The sequence below is a fragment of the Xanthomonas sp. DAR 35659 genome (genome assembly GCF_041242975.1).
In the GTDB taxonomy this organism is placed as follows: Bacteria; Pseudomonadota; Gammaproteobacteria; order Xanthomonadales; family Xanthomonadaceae; genus Xanthomonas_A; species Xanthomonas_A medicagonis.
In genome coordinates this window covers 3,484,105-3,499,080 of the sequence record NZ_CP162488.1, presented here as the reverse complement: position 1 = coordinate 3,499,080, position 14,976 = coordinate 3,484,105, and the positions used below count along the sequence as shown (strand labels likewise).

General features: G+C 68.4%; 15 protein-coding genes. 10 read left to right on the top strand and 5 right to left on the bottom strand.

Annotation, left to right across the window (positions count from 1 at the left end; genetic code table 11):
* From AB3X07_RS14560 to AB3X07_RS14545, 4 genes are all read left to right on the top strand, one after another.
* Positions 1–1,263 (top strand): cytochrome b, encoded by a 1,263-nt coding sequence (locus tag AB3X07_RS14560; protein ID WP_369939307.1) that lies wholly within the window; start codon positions 1–3, stop codon positions 1,261–1,263.
* 141 nt (positions 1,264–1,404) lie between these two features.
* Positions 1,405–2,151: a cytochrome c1 gene (locus AB3X07_RS14555; RefSeq protein ID WP_369939306.1), complete on the top strand. Its 747-nt coding sequence runs from the start codon at positions 1,405–1,407 to the stop codon at positions 2,149–2,151.
* A gap of 174 nt (positions 2,152–2,325) precedes the next feature.
* Positions 2,326–2,961: a glutathione S-transferase N-terminal domain-containing protein gene (locus AB3X07_RS14550; protein WP_010342124.1), complete on the top strand. Its 636-nt coding sequence runs from the start codon at positions 2,326–2,328 to the stop codon at positions 2,959–2,961.
* Positions 2,962–3,040: 79 nt separating this feature from the next.
* Entirely contained in the window at positions 3,041–3,478 is a 438-nt protein-coding gene (locus AB3X07_RS14545; RefSeq protein WP_369939305.1) for a ClpXP protease specificity-enhancing factor, read from the top strand.
* A gap of 558 nt (positions 3,479–4,036) precedes the next feature.
* Here the strand turns inward: AB3X07_RS14545 and AB3X07_RS14540 are convergent.
* The 4 genes from AB3X07_RS14540 to AB3X07_RS14525 form a co-directional block, all read right to left on the bottom strand.
* Entirely contained in the window at positions 4,037–4,381 is a 345-nt protein-coding gene (locus AB3X07_RS14540; protein WP_369939304.1) for a DUF3301 domain-containing protein, read from the bottom strand.
* Between the two features lie 450 nt (positions 4,382–4,831).
* On the bottom strand, positions 4,832–5,944 hold the full coding sequence (locus AB3X07_RS14535; protein ID WP_369939303.1) for a DUF2272 domain-containing protein: 1,113 nt from the start codon (positions 5,942–5,944) through the stop codon (positions 4,832–4,834).
* A 61-nt stretch (positions 5,945–6,005) separates the two neighbouring features.
* Positions 6,006–6,875, bottom strand: coding sequence for a carboxylating nicotinate-nucleotide diphosphorylase (gene nadC, locus AB3X07_RS14530; protein ID WP_369939302.1), 870 nt, complete (start codon positions 6,873–6,875; stop codon positions 6,006–6,008).
* Positions 6,872–7,141: a Trm112 family protein gene (locus tag AB3X07_RS14525; RefSeq protein WP_369939301.1), complete on the bottom strand. Its 270-nt coding sequence runs from the start codon at positions 7,139–7,141 to the stop codon at positions 6,872–6,874. The genes nadC and AB3X07_RS14525 overlap by 4 nt, the downstream gene beginning before the upstream one ends.
* A 58-nt stretch (positions 7,142–7,199) precedes the next feature.
* On the opposite strand from AB3X07_RS14525, the gene purE reads away from it, so the two are divergent.
* The gene (gene purE, locus AB3X07_RS14520) at positions 7,200–7,703 is read left to right on the top strand and encodes a 5-(carboxyamino)imidazole ribonucleotide mutase (RefSeq protein WP_369939300.1); all 504 of its coding nucleotides are present in this window, start codon (positions 7,200–7,202) and stop codon (positions 7,701–7,703) included.
* Entirely contained in the window at positions 7,700–8,848 is a 1,149-nt protein-coding gene (locus tag AB3X07_RS14515) for a 5-(carboxyamino)imidazole ribonucleotide synthase (protein ID WP_369939299.1), read from the top strand. Before purE ends, AB3X07_RS14515 begins: the two co-directional genes overlap by 4 nt.
* 142 nt (positions 8,849–8,990) lie before the next feature.
* On the opposite strand, the gene AB3X07_RS14510 is transcribed toward AB3X07_RS14515, so the two are convergent.
* On the bottom strand, positions 8,991–9,569 hold the full coding sequence (locus AB3X07_RS14510; protein ID WP_369939298.1) for a superoxide dismutase: 579 nt from the start codon (positions 9,567–9,569) through the stop codon (positions 8,991–8,993).
* A gap of 126 nt (positions 9,570–9,695) precedes the next feature.
* Here AB3X07_RS14510 and grxD point away from each other — a divergent pair, with 126 nt between their 5' ends.
* The 4 genes from grxD (at position 9,696) to AB3X07_RS14490 (ending at position 14,968) form a co-directional block, all read left to right on the top strand.
* A complete protein-coding gene (grxD, locus tag AB3X07_RS14505) occupies positions 9,696–10,016 on the top strand; it encodes a Grx4 family monothiol glutaredoxin (RefSeq protein WP_369939297.1) in 321 nt (106 codons plus the stop codon).
* Positions 10,017–10,027: 11 nt separating this feature from the next.
* Positions 10,028–10,753: an SDR family NAD(P)-dependent oxidoreductase gene (locus tag AB3X07_RS14500; RefSeq protein ID WP_369939296.1), complete on the top strand. Its 726-nt coding sequence runs from the start codon at positions 10,028–10,030 to the stop codon at positions 10,751–10,753.
* Positions 10,750–11,349, top strand: coding sequence for a YhgN family NAAT transporter (locus tag AB3X07_RS14495; RefSeq protein WP_369939295.1), 600 nt, complete (start codon positions 10,750–10,752; stop codon positions 11,347–11,349). Before AB3X07_RS14500 ends, AB3X07_RS14495 begins: the two co-directional genes overlap by 4 nt.
* Before the next feature lie 307 nt (positions 11,350–11,656).
* Positions 11,657–14,968 (top strand): TonB-dependent receptor, encoded by a 3,312-nt coding sequence (locus AB3X07_RS14490; protein ID WP_369939294.1) that lies wholly within the window; start codon positions 11,657–11,659, stop codon positions 14,966–14,968.
* Positions 14,969–14,976 lie beyond the last annotated feature (8 nt).

Here is a 14,976-nt window from a genome sequence, read left to right as displayed (position 1 = left end):
ATGGCTGAGAATATCTTCACCCGCACCGCGGACAACGTGTCCGGCTGGGTCAACGAACGCGCACCGGGGCTGATGCCCTTCTACCGCAAGCACGTCGGCGAGTACTACGCGCCGAAGAACTTCAACCTCTGGTACTACTTCGGTTCGCTGGCGCTGGTGGTGCTGGTCAACCAGATCGTCACCGGCATCTTCCTGACGATGCACTACAAGCCGGGCGCCAAGACCGCATTCGATTCCGTCGAATACATCATGCGCGACGTGGAGTGGGGCTGGCTGATCCGCTACATGCACTCCACCGGCGCCTCGCTGTTCTTCATCGTGGTGTACCTGCACATGTTCCGCGGGCTGATGTACGGCAGCTACAAGAAGCCGCGCGAACTGGTGTGGATCCTGGGCATGCTGATCTACCTGGTGCTGATGGCCGAAGCCTTCATGGGCTACGTGCTGCCCTGGGGGCAGATGTCGTTCTGGGGCGCCAAGGTGATCATCTCGCTGTTCGGCGCGATCCCGGTGATCGGCAACGGCCTGACCGAGTGGATCATGGGCGACTACCTGCCGTCCGACGCCACCCTCAACCGCTTCTTCGCCCTGCACGTGATCGCGCTGCCGCTGGTGCTGCTGTTGCTGGTGGTGCTGCACCTGGGGGCGCTGCACGAGGTCGGCTCCAACAACCCCGACGGCGTGGAAATCAAGAAGGGGCCCAAGGGCAATCGCTGGGATCCGAACAAGCCGGCCGACGGCATTCCGTTCCATCCCTACTACACGGTCAAGGACATGGTCGGGGTCGGCTTCCTGTTGCTGATCGGCGCCTTCATCATCTTCTTCGTGCCGGCGTTCGGCGGGCTGTTCCTGGAGCACGACAACTTCACCGAGGCCAACCGTCTGGTGACGCCGGAGCACATCAAGCCGGTCTGGTACTACACGCCGTACTACGCGATGTTGCGGGTGGTGCCGAACAAGCTCGGCGGCGTGCTGGTGATGTTCTCGGCGATCGCGATCCTGTTCCTGGTGCCGTGGCTGGACCGCGCCAAGGTCAAGTCGATCCGCTACCGCGGCTGGATCTCCAAGCTGATGCTGGGTGTGCTGGCGGTGTGCTTCGTCTGGCTCGGCGTGATCGGCTCCGGTCCCGGCACCGATGCCAGCGAGACCATCATCGGGCGGGTGCTGACCGTGCTGTACTTCGGCTTCTTCCTGACCATGCCGATCTGGACCACGTTGGACCGGACCAAACCGGTGCCGGAGCGGGTGACCACCCATGACTAAGCCTCTCATCGTGGTCTCGGTTTGTGCCGCTTCCGTCGCCGTGGTGTCCTGCATGAGTAACCTGTTGCCGTGGGGGCAGATGATGTTCTGGGGCGCGCAGATGCTCGGTTCCTTGTTCGGTGCCACGGCGGGGGGACAGCCATGAGCAGACGCCTGATTTCCACGCTCGCCTGTTTCGCGTCGGCGCTGCTGCTGTCCGCTTCGGCGCTGGCCGCCGAGGGCGGCGCCACCCAGCAGGCCGGCAACGACCTGGGCGACCACGCCTCGCTGCAGCGCGGCGCCAAGTTGTTCATGAACTACTGCTCCGGCTGCCATTCGCTGAAATACCTGCGCTATTCGCGCATGGCCGAGGACCTGGAACTGAGCGAGGACGAGGTGATGCAGAACTTCAACTTCACCGGTGCCAAGGTCGGCGAACACATCGAGGCGGCGATGCCGCACGATGCGGCGGCCAAGTGGTTCGGCAAGGCGCCGCCGGACCTGAGCCTGATCGCGCGCGTGCGCGGCACCGACTGGGTCTACACCTACCTCAAGTCGTTCTACCTGGACCAGTCGCGTCCGCTGGGCTGGAACAACACGCTGTTCGCCAATGCGTCGATGCCCAATCCGCTGTGGGAATTGCAGGGTCTGCAACAGCCGGTCTACGGCAAGGCCGAGCAGCCCGGCGTGGACAAGCCGGTGGAACGGCTGCAGCTGGCCTCGCCCGGCAAGCAGACCCCGGCGCAGTTCGACCAGACGGTCCGCGACATCAGCAATTTCCTGGAATACGCCAGCGAACCGGCGGCTTTGAAGCGGCAGAGTCTGGGCGTGTGGGTGGTGCTGTTCCTGGCGCTGCTGACCTTCCTGGCCTACCTGCTGAAGAAGGAATACTGGCGCGACGTGCACTGAGCGGGGGCCGGCGTCGCGACCCGCGCGCTGGCTGCATCGTAGCTGACCCGATCCCCTGTTCATCCTATTGGCTTTTGTGAGCGAGGGTTGCACACTCAGGGGCCGTGATGACCGTCCGCAAGGTGCTGGCGGCGTCGATGCGGCCGGCGGATTCCGGTCGTCGGAGAGCCTTGAATGGCGGCGAGTTTGCGCATGCGAAATACCTTGACGTTGTTTTCCTCCACGGATGATGTCCTGTGCCACCGCGTCCGCCTGGTGCTGGCGGCCAAGGGCGTGACCTACGATTTCGTGGCGGTGGATCCGCAGAATCCGCCGGAAGACCTGATCGACCTCAATCCCTACCACTCGGTGCCGACCCTGGTCGAACGCGAACTGGTGCTGTACGCCGCGTCCGTGGTCAGCGAATACCTCGACGAACGCTATCCGCATCCGCCGCTGATGCCGGTCGATCCGCTTTCGCGCGCGCGCCTGCGTCTGGCGATGCTGCGCATCGAGCACGACTGGGTACCGCAGGTGCAGGCGATCCAGCTCGGCAACAAGGCCCAGGCCGAGGCCGGGCGCAAGCGGTTGAAGGAACTGCTGACCGCGTCGGTGCCGCTGTTCAAGGCCAGCAAGTTCTTCCTCAACCCGGAAATGAGCCTGGCCGACTGCGCGATGGCGCCGATCATCTGGCGCCTGCAGGCGCTGGACATCCCGCTGCCCAAGGACGGCAAGGCGATCGAGGACTATGGCAACCGCATCTTCCGCAATCCCGGTTTCATCCGCAGCCTGACGGACCAGGAAAAGAAGCTGCGCGACCTGCCGGCCTGATGGCGCGCTCGCGCGTGGCGCACCCGTTGTTTTCCGAGCTGCGCCGGCGCCATCGCGTCGCGGCGCGTAGAATTGGCGCATGACCGACGAGACTTCCCGCATGACCAGCCATCGCCCGTACCTGTTGCGGGCGCTGGTGGAGTGGATCAACGACAACGGCATGACGCCGCACATCCTGGTGGATGCGGGCCTGCCGAACGTGCAGGTGCCGCCGAGCGCGGTCAAGGACGGCCGGGTGGTGCTCAACATCGCCGAGCGCGCGGTGGTGCGCCTGCAGATCGATAACGACGGGGTCAGTTTCACCGCCCGCTTCGGCGGCGTCAGCTATCCGGTGCAGGTGCCGATGGCCGCGGTGCTGGCGGTGTACGCCCGCGAGACCGGGCAGGGCATGGCGTTGCCGGACGACATCCACGGCGCCAGCGAGCCGCCGGGCGACGACACGCCGCCGCCGCCGCGCCCTGGTGGATCCGACGACAATGCCGGCGGAAAGCGCCCGCATCTGCGCGTGGTGAAGTAGGCGCCGCGCAAGGTTTCAAGCGCGTCCGGTGTGAGCGCGGATTTGTCTTGTCGATGGCCAGGGGTTTGACCCGGCGCTGAGGGTCCATACGGCTGCCGCGATCACTGTCTCGGCAGAGACAGTGTGGTGCCGCACAACGCGGCATTGAGGAATCACTGCATTGGGGTCGGGGGGGCTTTGGGTCCTCGGCCGCGTGAGAGCGACAATGCCGCGCCTGATGCCGTCGCGGATCGGGAAAGGGCGGAAGGCAACGACTCTGCCAGGCCGAAGCGTCACCATGCGGCGGGCATCACGTAGCAGCTTTCGCTTTCCGGCTTCGGCCCCGAGAGCCAACGCATCTCGCGTTGCAGCGTGCAGATCGCGCTACGCCTATGCCTGCGCGCTGTTGTAGGAGCGGCTTCAGCCGCGACGGGCATCCCGTCATCGCGGGGTCGGCCTACCGTGTGGAAATCAGCCGGCCGCCGAGCAGCGCCACGCGACCGCTGTCGCGATCGACGCCGCCGCAGTAGTAGCCGAAGCGAAGCCGCGCTCGAACCTACCGCGTAGCCCACAGGCGCCTCAATCGGGCGATTCGCGCCCTTCGTGCAACGCTGTCACCGTCGCCACCGACGGTCCGGTGAAGGAAATCAGCCGGTCGCCGAGCAGCACCATGCGACCGCTGTGGCGATCGACGCCATCGTAGGAGTAATCGAAGCGGAAGCTGCGCTCGAATCCCAGCCAGCCGCTGGGCAGGCGCCGCAGCCGCAGGCCGGTGCCGTGCACGCTCTGATCCAGCCATTGCACATCGGCGGCCTTGCAGGCATTGCGGCCCAGCGTTTCGGCGCGTTCGGCGGCGGCGCGCGAAGCATTCCAGAACGCGAACACCGCGGCACCGACGATCATCCAAAGGATCAGACTTGGCATGGCGCCACTGTAGCGAGGCGGCGGGGGCGGCTGCAATCTGGGGATTGGGGATTGGGGATTGGGGATTGGGGAATCGGGAATCGGGAATCGGGAATCGGGAATCGGAGTGCTGTTGCGGCCAGGAGTCGGGCACAGCGCATCGACAGCAGGGAGTGTGCGCGGCGGCCGCAGGGCGAGCGAAGCCCGGATTGATCGATATGAGCCTCGAAGCGGATGCGTGAATCGGGCCTTTTCTTTCTGCGCCTGGCTTGCGTCGCGATGGTCGGTGCAGCCCACGCTCGGCATTGCCGCCGGCATTGGCTACTGGCCGACGGCGTTGCAACGTTGCCATTGGTGCCTGCGGTCTAGTGCTTTCGAGCTTCCTGCAAGCATCAAGAGGGCAGATGAAACTGCCGCCAGCTTCCGTCATCGAACGCGCGGCGCCGCCGCGCTGGGTGCGATGCGCCCCGCTCAGCGCGTCGGTTGCGAAGATTCCGCGTCGCGTGGGTCGGTCGCGGGTGGGGTGGTCGCCGGGGTGGTTGCCGGCACGGTGGCGGGTGCGGCGGGTGCCGGTGCCGTCGTCGGCGCGGGGCCCTGGGGCACTGGGATCGGTGTTTGCTCCGGCGCCGGATTCGACGTCGGGACCGCGCCCGGCAGCGTCGGCGGCGGCGTCGATAGCTGCGCCTGCGGCTGCAACTGCAGCAGCGCCGCCCAGTCCTGGCGGTTGAAGTCGCACAGTTCCTCGCGGCCCGGCGTGCACTCCAGTCCGGCCCCATCGTCGCCGACCTGGTCCTGCGCCAGCGGCGCCTTCAATTGCAGGCGCCCGGCACGGTCCAGCGGCAGCTTGCGCATGGTCACCGCATTGAGCACGTTGCCGCCGATCAGGTACAGCGTGCGGTCGCCGCCGACGTTGGCCGCGACCACGATGTCGCAATGCGATTCCCAGGGCAGCGCGCCGCCGCGCGCCAGCGCCTCGCGCAGCCCGGCCGCGCCCAGCGGCTGCTTGCGCCCGCGCAGGAAGCACAGCAGGTCGCCCGGCGCCGGTTTGTCCTGCTGCGGATCGGCGTAGCGGTACGGCAGGCCGTCGGGCCCGCCCTGGTAGGCGGCGCGGATGTAGTCGATGTGCCGGATCGAGGTGCGAAAGCCGCTCACGCCGGCGCGCACCATCACGTAGGACACGAACGCCGCCGACCAGGGGTTGTCGACGAGGAAGGCGCGGCAGTCCGCCTGCCGGTAGCGCGAGCCGTCCAGTTGCTGGCAACTGTCGGCGCCGTCGCTGCCGCCCATCGCGCCCAGCGTGCCGCTGTCGCGCCAGTACGCGGCCACGCGCTGCCAGGCCTCGATGCCGTGGTCGGCGAGGTCGCCGCGCTCGGCTTCGGTCACGCGCAGGCCGGCGAGCCGGCCCTGGGTGTCGATGAACGGCCGCCACCACAGCCGGTGTTCGTTGCAGGCGGTGCGCACGATGGCCACGGCGGTCGGGGTCAGGCCGAAACGCGGCGGCAGGTCGCACACCTCCGCGGCGGCCGCGCGACCGGCGGGGAACAGGGCGGCGGCGCACAACAACGCGAACCAGGGACGGGCCATCGGCAACTCGGATTGGGGGAGGCGTGCAGCGTCGCAGAGGGGCGTCGCCGCGGCCGTGAAGTCAGTGCGGCGGTGGACCCAGCTTCAGCGACAGGTCCACCGCCTGCACATGCTTGGTCAGTGCGCCGATGGAGATGCAGTCCACGCCGTCGGCGGCGATCGCGCGCACGCCGTCCAGGTCGACGCCGCCGGACACTTCCAGCGGGATCGCGCGATGGAACGGCGCGGCCGCGGCGATCGCCACCGCCTCGCGGCGCTGCTCTGCGGTGAAATCGTCGATCAGGATGCGGTCGCAGCCGGCCTGCAGTGCCTCGCGCAATTGCTCCAGCGTTTCCACTTCGACCACCAGCGGCAGCGCCGGCCACTGCGCGCGCGCGGCGGCCACCGCCGCGGGCAGCGAGCCCGCGGCGCGGATGTGGTTTTCCTTGAGCATCACCGTGTCGTACAGGCCGAAGCGGTGGTTGTCGCCGCCGCCGCAGCGCACCGCGTACTTCTGCGCCAGGCGCAGGCCGGGCAGGGTCTTGCGGGTGTCGAGGATGCGCGCGCCGGTGCCGGCGACCGCGGCCACGTAGGCGGCGGTCGCTGTGGCGGTGGCCGACAGGGTCTGCAGGAAATTCAGCGACGCGCGTTCGGCGCTGACCAGCGCGCGGCTGCGCCCGTGCAGCAGGGCCAGCACCGTGCCGGCGGCGACGCGCTGGCCTTCGGCGACATGCCAGTCGATCCGGACCTGCGGGTCGAGCGCGCGGTGGCAGGCGTCGAACCAGGGGCGGCCGGCGATCACCGCGTCCTGCTTGCACAGCAGGTAGGCGCTGTCGGCGCCGTCCGGCAGCAACGCGGCGGTGACGTCGCCGCTGCCCAGGTCCTCGGCCAGCGCGCGCGCCACGTCGGCGTCGATCTGCGCCTGCGCCGGCGGCGCCAGGTCGTGGCTCATTTGTCCGGGAAGTCGGCGAGCTGGGCGGTGCCGATGGCTTCCTCGGCCAGCAGCACCGGGATGCCGTCGTCGACGCGGAACACCTGCTTGCGGTCGCGGGTGACCAGGGCTTCGCGCAGCGGTTGCGCCTGCGCGCTGCCATCGGCGCGCTGCACGCCGCCGGCGGCGATGGCGCGGTTCAACGCTTCCAGGCCGCGCGCCTCCAGCAGCGCCAGCGGTTGGCGGGTATCGGGCGAGCACAGCAGGTCGAGCAGTTTGCGGTCCATCCGGTCTTCGTCTTGCGTGGAAGACGGCTAGAATACGTCTTTAAGGCAGGGGACGGCCATGACCTCCAAGCAAACCGCGCCGCTGGTCGGCATCGTGATGGGTTCCCGCTCCGACTGGGAGACCATGCAGCATGCGGCGCAGAAACTCGATGCGCTGGGCGTGCCCTATGAAGTGAAGGTGGTGTCCGCGCACCGCACGCCGGACGTTCTCTTCTCCTACGCCGAGCAAGCGGCCGCGCGCGGCCTGCGCGCGATCGTGGCCGGTGCCGGCGGCGCCGCGCACCTGCCGGGCATGCTCGCGGCCAAGACCGCGGTGCCGGTGCTGGGCGTGCCGGTGCAGTCCAAGGCGCTCAACGGCATGGACTCGTTGCTGTCGATCGTGCAGATGCCGGCGGGCATCCCGGTGGCCACGTTCGCGATCGGCAATGCCGGTGCGGCCAACGCCGCGCTGTTCGCCGCGGCAATGCTGGCCCCCGAGCATGCGCAGATCGCTGCGGCGCTGGACGATTTCCGCCAGCGTCAGACCGACGAAGTGATGGCCAAGGACGATCCGCGCCAATGACCACCGTCGGCATTCTGGGGGCTGGACAGTTGGCGCGCATGCTGGCGCTGGCCGGCGTGCCGCTGGGCCTGCGCTTTGCGCTGCTGGATCCGGCGGCCGACGCCTGCGCCGGGCAGGTCGCGCCGCTGCGGGTCGGCGACTACGCCGACGAGGCGGCGCTGGCCGCGTTCGCGGCCACGGTGGACGTGGCCACCTTCGATTTCGAGAACGTGCCGGCGGCCAGCGCCGAATGGCTGGCCGGGCAGGTGCCGGTGTTCCCCACTCCGGGCGCATTGGCGGTGGCGCAGGATCGCCTGGCCGAGAAGACCCTGTTCCGTGAACTCGGCATCCCGGTGCCCGAGTTCGCCGCGGTCGCCAGCCGCGAGGAACTGGACGCGGCGCTGGCGCGGATCGGCACGCCGTGCATCCTCAAGACCCGGCGTCTGGGCTACGACGGCAAGGGCCAGTTCCGGATCGCATCCGCGGCCGACGCCGAGGCGGCCTGGGCCGCGTTGGGCGCGCAGGCGTCCAGCGTGGGCCTGATCGTGGAAGCCTTCGTCCCGTTCCAGCGCGAGGTCAGCGTGGTGGCGGTGCGCGGCCGCGACGGCGAGTTCCGCAGCTGGCCGCTGACCGAGAACTGGCACGTGCAGGGCGTGCTGTCGGCCAGCCTGGCCCCGGCGCGGGCCGATGCCGCGCTGGAGCAGGCGGCGGTCGCGCATGCGCGCGCGCTGGCCGAGCGCCTGCAGTACGTGGGCGTGTTCGCGCTGGAGCTGTTCTGCCGCGATGGCGAACTGCTGGCCAACGAGATGGCGCCGCGCGTGCACAACTCCGGCCACTGGACCATCGAAGGCGCGGAGACCTCGCAGTTCGAGAACCACCTGCGTGCGGTGCTGGGTCTGCCGCTGGGCGCCACGCGCATGCGCGGGCATGCCTGCATGCTCAACTGGCTGGGGCAGATGCCCGATGCGGCGCCGGTGCTGGCGCAACCGGGCGGGCATTGGCACGACTACGGCAAGGACGCGCGCGACGGCCGCAAGGTGGGCCATGCGACGCTGCGCGAGGACACGCCCGCCGCCTTGGCGCAGGCATTGCAGGCGGTCGGCGAACAGTTACAGCGCAGCCAGCAGGTCGCGCCGGTGATCGCGGCCCTGCAGACGCAGGGCTGAGCGACATTGGATGGCGCGTTCAGGCCGCGCGGCCTGGACGCGAGCCTTGGCGGACGAGGCTGGCGGCGACCGCGGGCCGCCTCAACGCCGCAAGCCTTTACTCGATTCCCGATTCCCGATTCCCGATTCCCTAATCCCGGCCTCACCGCAGATTCGCCGCCACGAACTCCCAGTTCACCAGCTTCCAGAACGCCTCCAGATAGCGCGCGCGGTCGTTGCGGTAGTCGATGCAGTAGGCGTGCTCCCACAGGTCGCAGGCCAGCAGCGGGGTGTCCTCGCCGGTCAGCGGCGAGCCGGCGTTGGCGGTGGCGATCAGGGCCAGTGTGGTGTCCGGACGCTGCACCAGCCAGACCCAGCCGGAGCCGAACACGGCCAGCGCCATGCGTTCGAAATCGGCCTTGAAGCGGGCGAAGTCGCCGAAGCTCTTGGCGATGCGCTCGCCGAGCGCGCCGCCGGGTTCGCCGCCGCCGCGCGGGCGCAGTCCCTGCCAGTAGAACGCGTGGTTCCAGACCTCGGACGCGTGCTGGAACAGACGGCCCTGGGTGCGGCGCACCAGGTCCGGCAACGGCAGGTCGGCGAACTCGCCGCCGGCCAGTTGCGCGTTGAGCCGTTCCACCAGTGCGCGTTGGTGCTGGCCGTGATGCAGGTCCACGGTCTCGGCGGACAGGTGCGGCGCCAGCGCGGCGCGGTCGTAGGGCAGGGGAGCGAGTTCGATGGCCATGGATCCTCGGAAGCGGTGGCGGGCGCATGTCGGTCCGGCATGCGCAGGGCTTACACTATGCGGCTACGCGAAAGTCTAGCCGACCGCCGAGGTCGCGTTCTTTCGCTCCAGCAGGAGAAAGTCCCCATGCAGGTGATGGAGCGCATCCAGGCCGACGTCGAACGCCATCCCATCGTGTTGTTCATGAAGGGCACGCCGCAGTATCCGATGTGCGGCTTCTCCAGTCGCGCGTTGCAGGCGCTGCTGGCCGCCGGCGCCGAACGCCTGCACACCGTCAACGTGCTCGAGGAGCCGGAGATTCGCGCCAATCTGCCGCGCCACTCGAACTGGCCGACCTTCCCGCAGCTGTTCATCCATGGCGAACTGATCGGCGGCTGCGACATCACCCTGGAACTGTTCGAGTCCGGCGAACTGCAACGCATCGTGGCCGAGGCCTACCAGCCGTGACCGAGCCGGCGATGGCGCCCGCGGGCGTGCTGGCGCAGCGCGTGGTGCTGGTGTGCGGCGCCGCCGGCGGGCTGGGCAGCGCCGCCGCGCTGGCCTGCGCCGAGGCTGGCGCCACCGTGGTGTTGCTCGGGCACAAGCCGGCGCGCCTGCACCGGGTCTACGACGCGATCGCCGCGATCGGCGCGCAGCCGCTGCTGTATCCGCTGGACCTGCTCGGGGCCACCCCGGAGGACTACGCGACGCTGGCCGAGCGGCTGCAGGCCGAACTCGGGCGGCTGGACGGGCTGTTGCACTGCGCCGCCGATTTCGTCGGCCTGACCCCGTTCGAGCACGCCGATCCGGCGCAGTTCGCGCGCGCCATCCACGTCAACCTGACCGCGCCCGCCTGGCTGACCCAGGCCTGCCTGCCGCTGCTCAAGCAGGCGCCCGACGCGGCGATCGTGTTCGCGCTCGACGACCCGGCGCGCGTCGGCCAGGCCTACTGGGGCGGCTACGGCGCGGCCCAGCACGGCCGTCGCGGCCTGCTGGCGACCCTGCACGGCGAACTGGCGGCCTCGCCGGTGCGCGTGGCCGGGCTGCAGCCCGGGCCGATGCGCACCGCGCTGCGCGCCCGCGCCTACACCCACCAGGAAGACTTCGACGCGGTCGATCCGGCGCGCTACGCGCCCGCCTGCGTGGAACTGCTGTCGCCCGCCGGCGCCGCGCATCGCGGCGCGATCTGGGAGCCCCTGGCATGACCATCCTGTCGGCGGCGTTGCTGCTGTTCCTGATCCTCGACCCACTGGGCAACATCCCGGTGTTCCTCAGCGTGCTCAAGCCGCTGCCGGCGCGGCGCCAGCGCATCGTGCTGGCGCGCGAGCTGCTGATCGCCCTCGGCGTGCTGATGGCATTCCTGTGGGGCGGCAAGTACGCGCTGGAAGTGATGCACCTGCGCCAGGAGTCGGTGGCCATCGCCGGCGGCATCGTGCTGTTCCTGATCGGCATCCGCATGATCTTCCCGCGTCCGGAGGGCCTGATGGGCGAGATCCCGGACGGCGAGCCGTTCATCGTGCCGCTGGCGATCCCGCTGGTGGCCGGGCCCTCGGGCATGGCCGCGGTGATGCTGATGGGCAGCAACGAGCCCACCCGCCTGGGCGAGTGGAGCCTGGCGTTGATCCTGGCCTGGGTCGGCACCTCGGCGCTGCTGTTCTCCGGCACGCTGCTGTACAAGCTGCTCGGCATGCGCGTGCTGACCGCGGTCGAGCGGCTGATGGGCATGCTGTTGGTGGCGATCTCGGTGCAGATGTTCCTGGACGGGCTGACGGCCTATCTGAAGTCGCCGATCGCCGGCTGAGGACTCGCCCCAACCGGATCCTGCCGGGAGGGGGACAAGGTTTGACGGCCCGGGGGCCTGGGGCGGCTATGCCCCGATTTCCTACGATTCGCATCTTCAACCCTCGTCCAGACTGGGATGCGTGTCGCGTCATGTCGGTTTGCGCCCGACTGTCACGGTTTGGCAACAAATCGGCCCTATGGTGTTAAACTCACGTTAACCCTTGCGGGGGATCCAGCAAGGGGGCACGAACCCACATTCCGCTGCCGTGCGCCTACCAGGGACGGCGAGCTATGCGCATTTCGTCAACTCCATCGAGGCTATTGCAATGACCCAACCCCGCCGTCTCCGGATGTCCAAGCTCACCCTTGGCCTCGTTGCTGCGCTCGCCGCCGCCCCCGTCTTCGCCCAGAGCACCTCCTCCGGCATCGGCGGCCTGGTCACCCACAATGGCCAGCCCGTCGCGGGCGCCGAAGTGACCATCACCCACGTCGAATCCGGCACGGTCAGCCGCGCCAGCACCGATGCGAGCGGCCGCTACAACGCGCGCGGCCTGCGCGTCGGCGGTCCGTACAACGTCACCATCACCAAGCCGGGCGAGGGCACCCAGACCCAGGAAGGCATCTATCTGGGCCTGGACCAGGTCGCCAGCGTCAATGCGCAGCTGACCGGCGACGTCGCCACCCTGGAGTCGATGCAGGTCACCGCCACCCGCGGCGCCGAGGCGTTCACCCCCGACAACAAGGGCGTGGCGACCAATCTGTCGCGCGGCGACCTGGACCGCACGCCGATGCCGGACCGCTCGATCCAGAACGTGGTGCGTTCCGATCCCCGCGTCGTGGTCACCGACCGCGATCGCGGCGCGTTCTCGGCGATGGGCCAGAACAACCGCTACAACAGCATCACCGTCGACACCATCAGCGCCGGCGACCCGTTCGGCCTGAACGACAACGGCCTGCCGACCAAGGGCACGCCGATCTCGCAGGACGCGATCGAGAGCTACAACATCTCCACCGCCAACTTCGACGTCGCCACCCGCCGCGGCGTGGGCGCCTGGGTCAATGCCGTCACCAAGAGCGGCACCAACGACTTCCACGGCTCGGCCTACTACGTCTACCAGAACGCCGACGACATGATCGGCAAGGGCAAGACCGACGCCAAGTGGACCGGCTACTCCAAGGACACCACCAAGGGCGCGACCCTGGGCGGGCCGATCCTCAAGGACAAGCTGTTCTTCTTCGCCTCCTACGAGGAGAGCGAGAAGGCCAGCCCGGGCGCGATCTGGGGGACCTCCGACTCCAGCGCCACCAACAAGGTCACCGGGCTGACCACCGCGCAGCTGCAGCAGATCACCACGACCGCGCAGAACCTCGGCCTTACGCCGGGCGACGACGGTTCGGCCAGCACCGACATCGAGAGCAAGCGCTACCTGGCCAAGCTCGACTGGAACATCAGCGACTACCACCGCGCCAGCCTGCGCTTCAGCCGCACCGAAGAAGACGAGCCGATCATCACCGCCAGCAGCGCGACCCAGCTGAAGCTGTCCAGCAACTGGTACGTGCTGAACAAGGTCAACACCAGCTACGCGCTGAGCTTCTACGACGACTGGAGCGAGACGTTCTCGACCGAAGCGTCGGTGGGCTACAGCAAGTTCACCCAGGACCGCGTGCCGCTGATCGGCGGCTACCAGCCCGAGATCACCGTGCGCACCAGCGGCGCCGATACCGGCACCAGCGTGCTGCTCGGCACCGACTATTCCAGCCAGGCCAACGTGCTCAGCGTCAAGAGCTGGAACGCGTACTTCGCCGGTAGCTGGTTCCTTGGCGACCACGTGGTCAAGGCCGGCGTGGACTATCAGCAGGACGAGGTCTACAACCTGTTCCTGCAGCGCTACAACGGCACCTACGAATTCAACTCGATCGCCGACTTCGCCAGCGGCACCTACCGCCGCTATCGCCTGTCGCAGCCGGCGGCGGGCTACTCGCTGGACAATGTCGCCGCCATCTTCAAGATGAAGCAGTACGGCTTGTTCCTGCAGGACACCTGGCAGGCGACGGATCGTCTGTCGATCCAGTACGGCCTGCGCTACGACATGCCGAAGGTCGATCCGCTGCCGACCTACAACCCCTGTTTCGCCGCGGACCCGGGCGTCACCGGCAACTTCGGCGCGTGCGGCCTGCGCGCGACGCCGGCCAACGCCAACGCGGCGGTGGGCGGCTTCGGTTTCGCCAACACCGGCACCATCGACGGCAACAACGTCCTGCAGCCGCGTGTCTCGTTCAACTATGACCTGGGCACCGAGCGTCCGACCCAGCTGCGCGGTGGCGCGGGCCTGTTCATCTCCAACACCCCGGCGGTGTGGGTGGGCAACCCGTACTCCAACAATGGCGTGGCGGTCACCACCTACGACGTCAACCGTCGCAAGACGGCGACCGATCCGGCGTTCAGTGCCGATCCGCTGGGCCAGAACGTCCCGGGCGGCACGGTGACCCCGCCGGGCCTGGGCAACTCCAGCATGACCGTCAACGTGGTCGACCCCAACTTCAAGCTGCCGGCGGTCTACAAGTACACCCTGGGCCTGGACCACCAGCTGCCGTGGCAGGACCTGGTGTTCACCGCCGAGTACCAGCACCTGGATGTGGACAAGGGCATCCTGTACCAGGATCTGAACATGGGTACCCCGACCGGCACGCTGCCGGACGGCCGCTACACCTATGCGCGCTTCCCGAGCCAGGCGCCGGGCAGCAGCAATACCGCGAACTGGAACAAGAACGCCTCGTTCAGCAACGTCATCCTGCTGACCAACACGGACAAGGGCAAGTCGGACAACTTCACCGTGTCGCTGAAGAAGCCCTTCAACGGCACCTGGAGCGCGATGCTGGCCTACACCTACAGCCGCGCCACCGAAGTGAACCCGGGTACCTCCAGCGTCGCCTACAGCAGCTACCAGAACCGCGCCTGGTACAACCCGTCGGACGACGCCGAAGGCATCTCCAACTACTCCATCCCCAACCGCATCATCGCGCAGCTGAGCTGGGAGCATAAGTTCTTCGGCGACTACGCGACCCGCGTGTCGGCGTTCTACGACGGCCACAACGGCGCGCCGTACAGCTGGGTGTTCGGCAACGACGCGCAGGGCCTGGGCATCTCCGGGCGTTCGCTGGCCTACGTTCCGTCCGGTCCGAACGACGTGGTCTGGGCCAACGCGACCTCGCAGCAACTGTCCTCCTCGTTCTGGGAGTACGTCGGCAAGCATCCGGAGCTGTCGCGCTACAAGGGCCAGGTCGCCGAGCGCAATTCCTCGCGCGCGCCGTGGGTCAACCAGTTGGACATGTCCTTCAGTCAGGAGATTCCCGGCTTCGCCAAGGGCCACAAGGGCGAGATCCGCCTCGACATGTTCAATGTGCTGAACATGATCGACAAGGATTGGGGCGTGGAGCGCCGCGCCGACTTCCCGCTGGTGCGCAACCTGGCCAACGTGGCCGGCGTCACCGCCGACGGCAAGTACATCTACGACATCTCCAGCACCAGCCTGTACAACCGCAACGGCACCTACGCGCCGACCGACCTGGCCATCAACGAAACGCAGAATCCGTCGCAGCGCTGGTCGCTGCTGCTGACCCTGCGCTACACGTTCTAAGCCGGCGC

Excerpts from the sequence above, each read along its gene's own strand:
- grxD (WP_369939297.1), top strand. The coding sequence starts at position 9,696 with ATGCAGGTGATGGAGCGCATCCAGGCCGACGTCGAACGCCATCCCATC.
- nadC (WP_369939302.1), bottom strand. The coding sequence starts at position 6,875 with ATGAGCCACGACCTGGCGCCGCCGGCGCAGGCGCAGATCGACGCCGAC.
- AB3X07_RS14555 (WP_369939306.1), top strand. The coding sequence starts at position 1,405 with ATGAGCAGACGCCTGATTTCCACGCTCGCCTGTTTCGCGTCGGCGCTG.
- AB3X07_RS14535 (WP_369939303.1), bottom strand. The coding sequence starts at position 5,944 with ATGGCCCGTCCCTGGTTCGCGTTGTTGTGCGCCGCCGCCCTGTTCCCC.
- AB3X07_RS14490 (WP_369939294.1), top strand. The coding sequence starts at position 11,657 with ATGACCCAACCCCGCCGTCTCCGGATGTCCAAGCTCACCCTTGGCCTC.
- purE (WP_369939300.1), top strand. The coding sequence starts at position 7,200 with ATGACCTCCAAGCAAACCGCGCCGCTGGTCGGCATCGTGATGGGTTCC.
- AB3X07_RS14515 (WP_369939299.1), top strand. The coding sequence starts at position 7,700 with ATGACCACCGTCGGCATTCTGGGGGCTGGACAGTTGGCGCGCATGCTG.
- AB3X07_RS14550 (WP_010342124.1), top strand. The coding sequence starts at position 2,326 with ATGGCGGCGAGTTTGCGCATGCGAAATACCTTGACGTTGTTTTCCTCC.
- AB3X07_RS14560 (WP_369939307.1), top strand. The coding sequence starts at position 1 with ATGGCTGAGAATATCTTCACCCGCACCGCGGACAACGTGTCCGGCTGG.
- AB3X07_RS14525 (WP_369939301.1), bottom strand. The coding sequence starts at position 7,141 with ATGGACCGCAAACTGCTCGACCTGCTGTGCTCGCCCGATACCCGCCAA.
- AB3X07_RS14540 (WP_369939304.1), bottom strand. The coding sequence starts at position 4,381 with ATGCCAAGTCTGATCCTTTGGATGATCGTCGGTGCCGCGGTGTTCGCG.
- AB3X07_RS14500 (WP_369939296.1), top strand. The coding sequence starts at position 10,028 with ATGGCGCCCGCGGGCGTGCTGGCGCAGCGCGTGGTGCTGGTGTGCGGC.
- AB3X07_RS14545 (WP_369939305.1), top strand. The coding sequence starts at position 3,041 with ATGACCGACGAGACTTCCCGCATGACCAGCCATCGCCCGTACCTGTTG.
- AB3X07_RS14510 (WP_369939298.1), bottom strand. The coding sequence starts at position 9,569 with ATGGCCATCGAACTCGCTCCCCTGCCCTACGACCGCGCCGCGCTGGCG.
- AB3X07_RS14495 (WP_369939295.1), top strand. The coding sequence starts at position 10,750 with ATGACCATCCTGTCGGCGGCGTTGCTGCTGTTCCTGATCCTCGACCCA.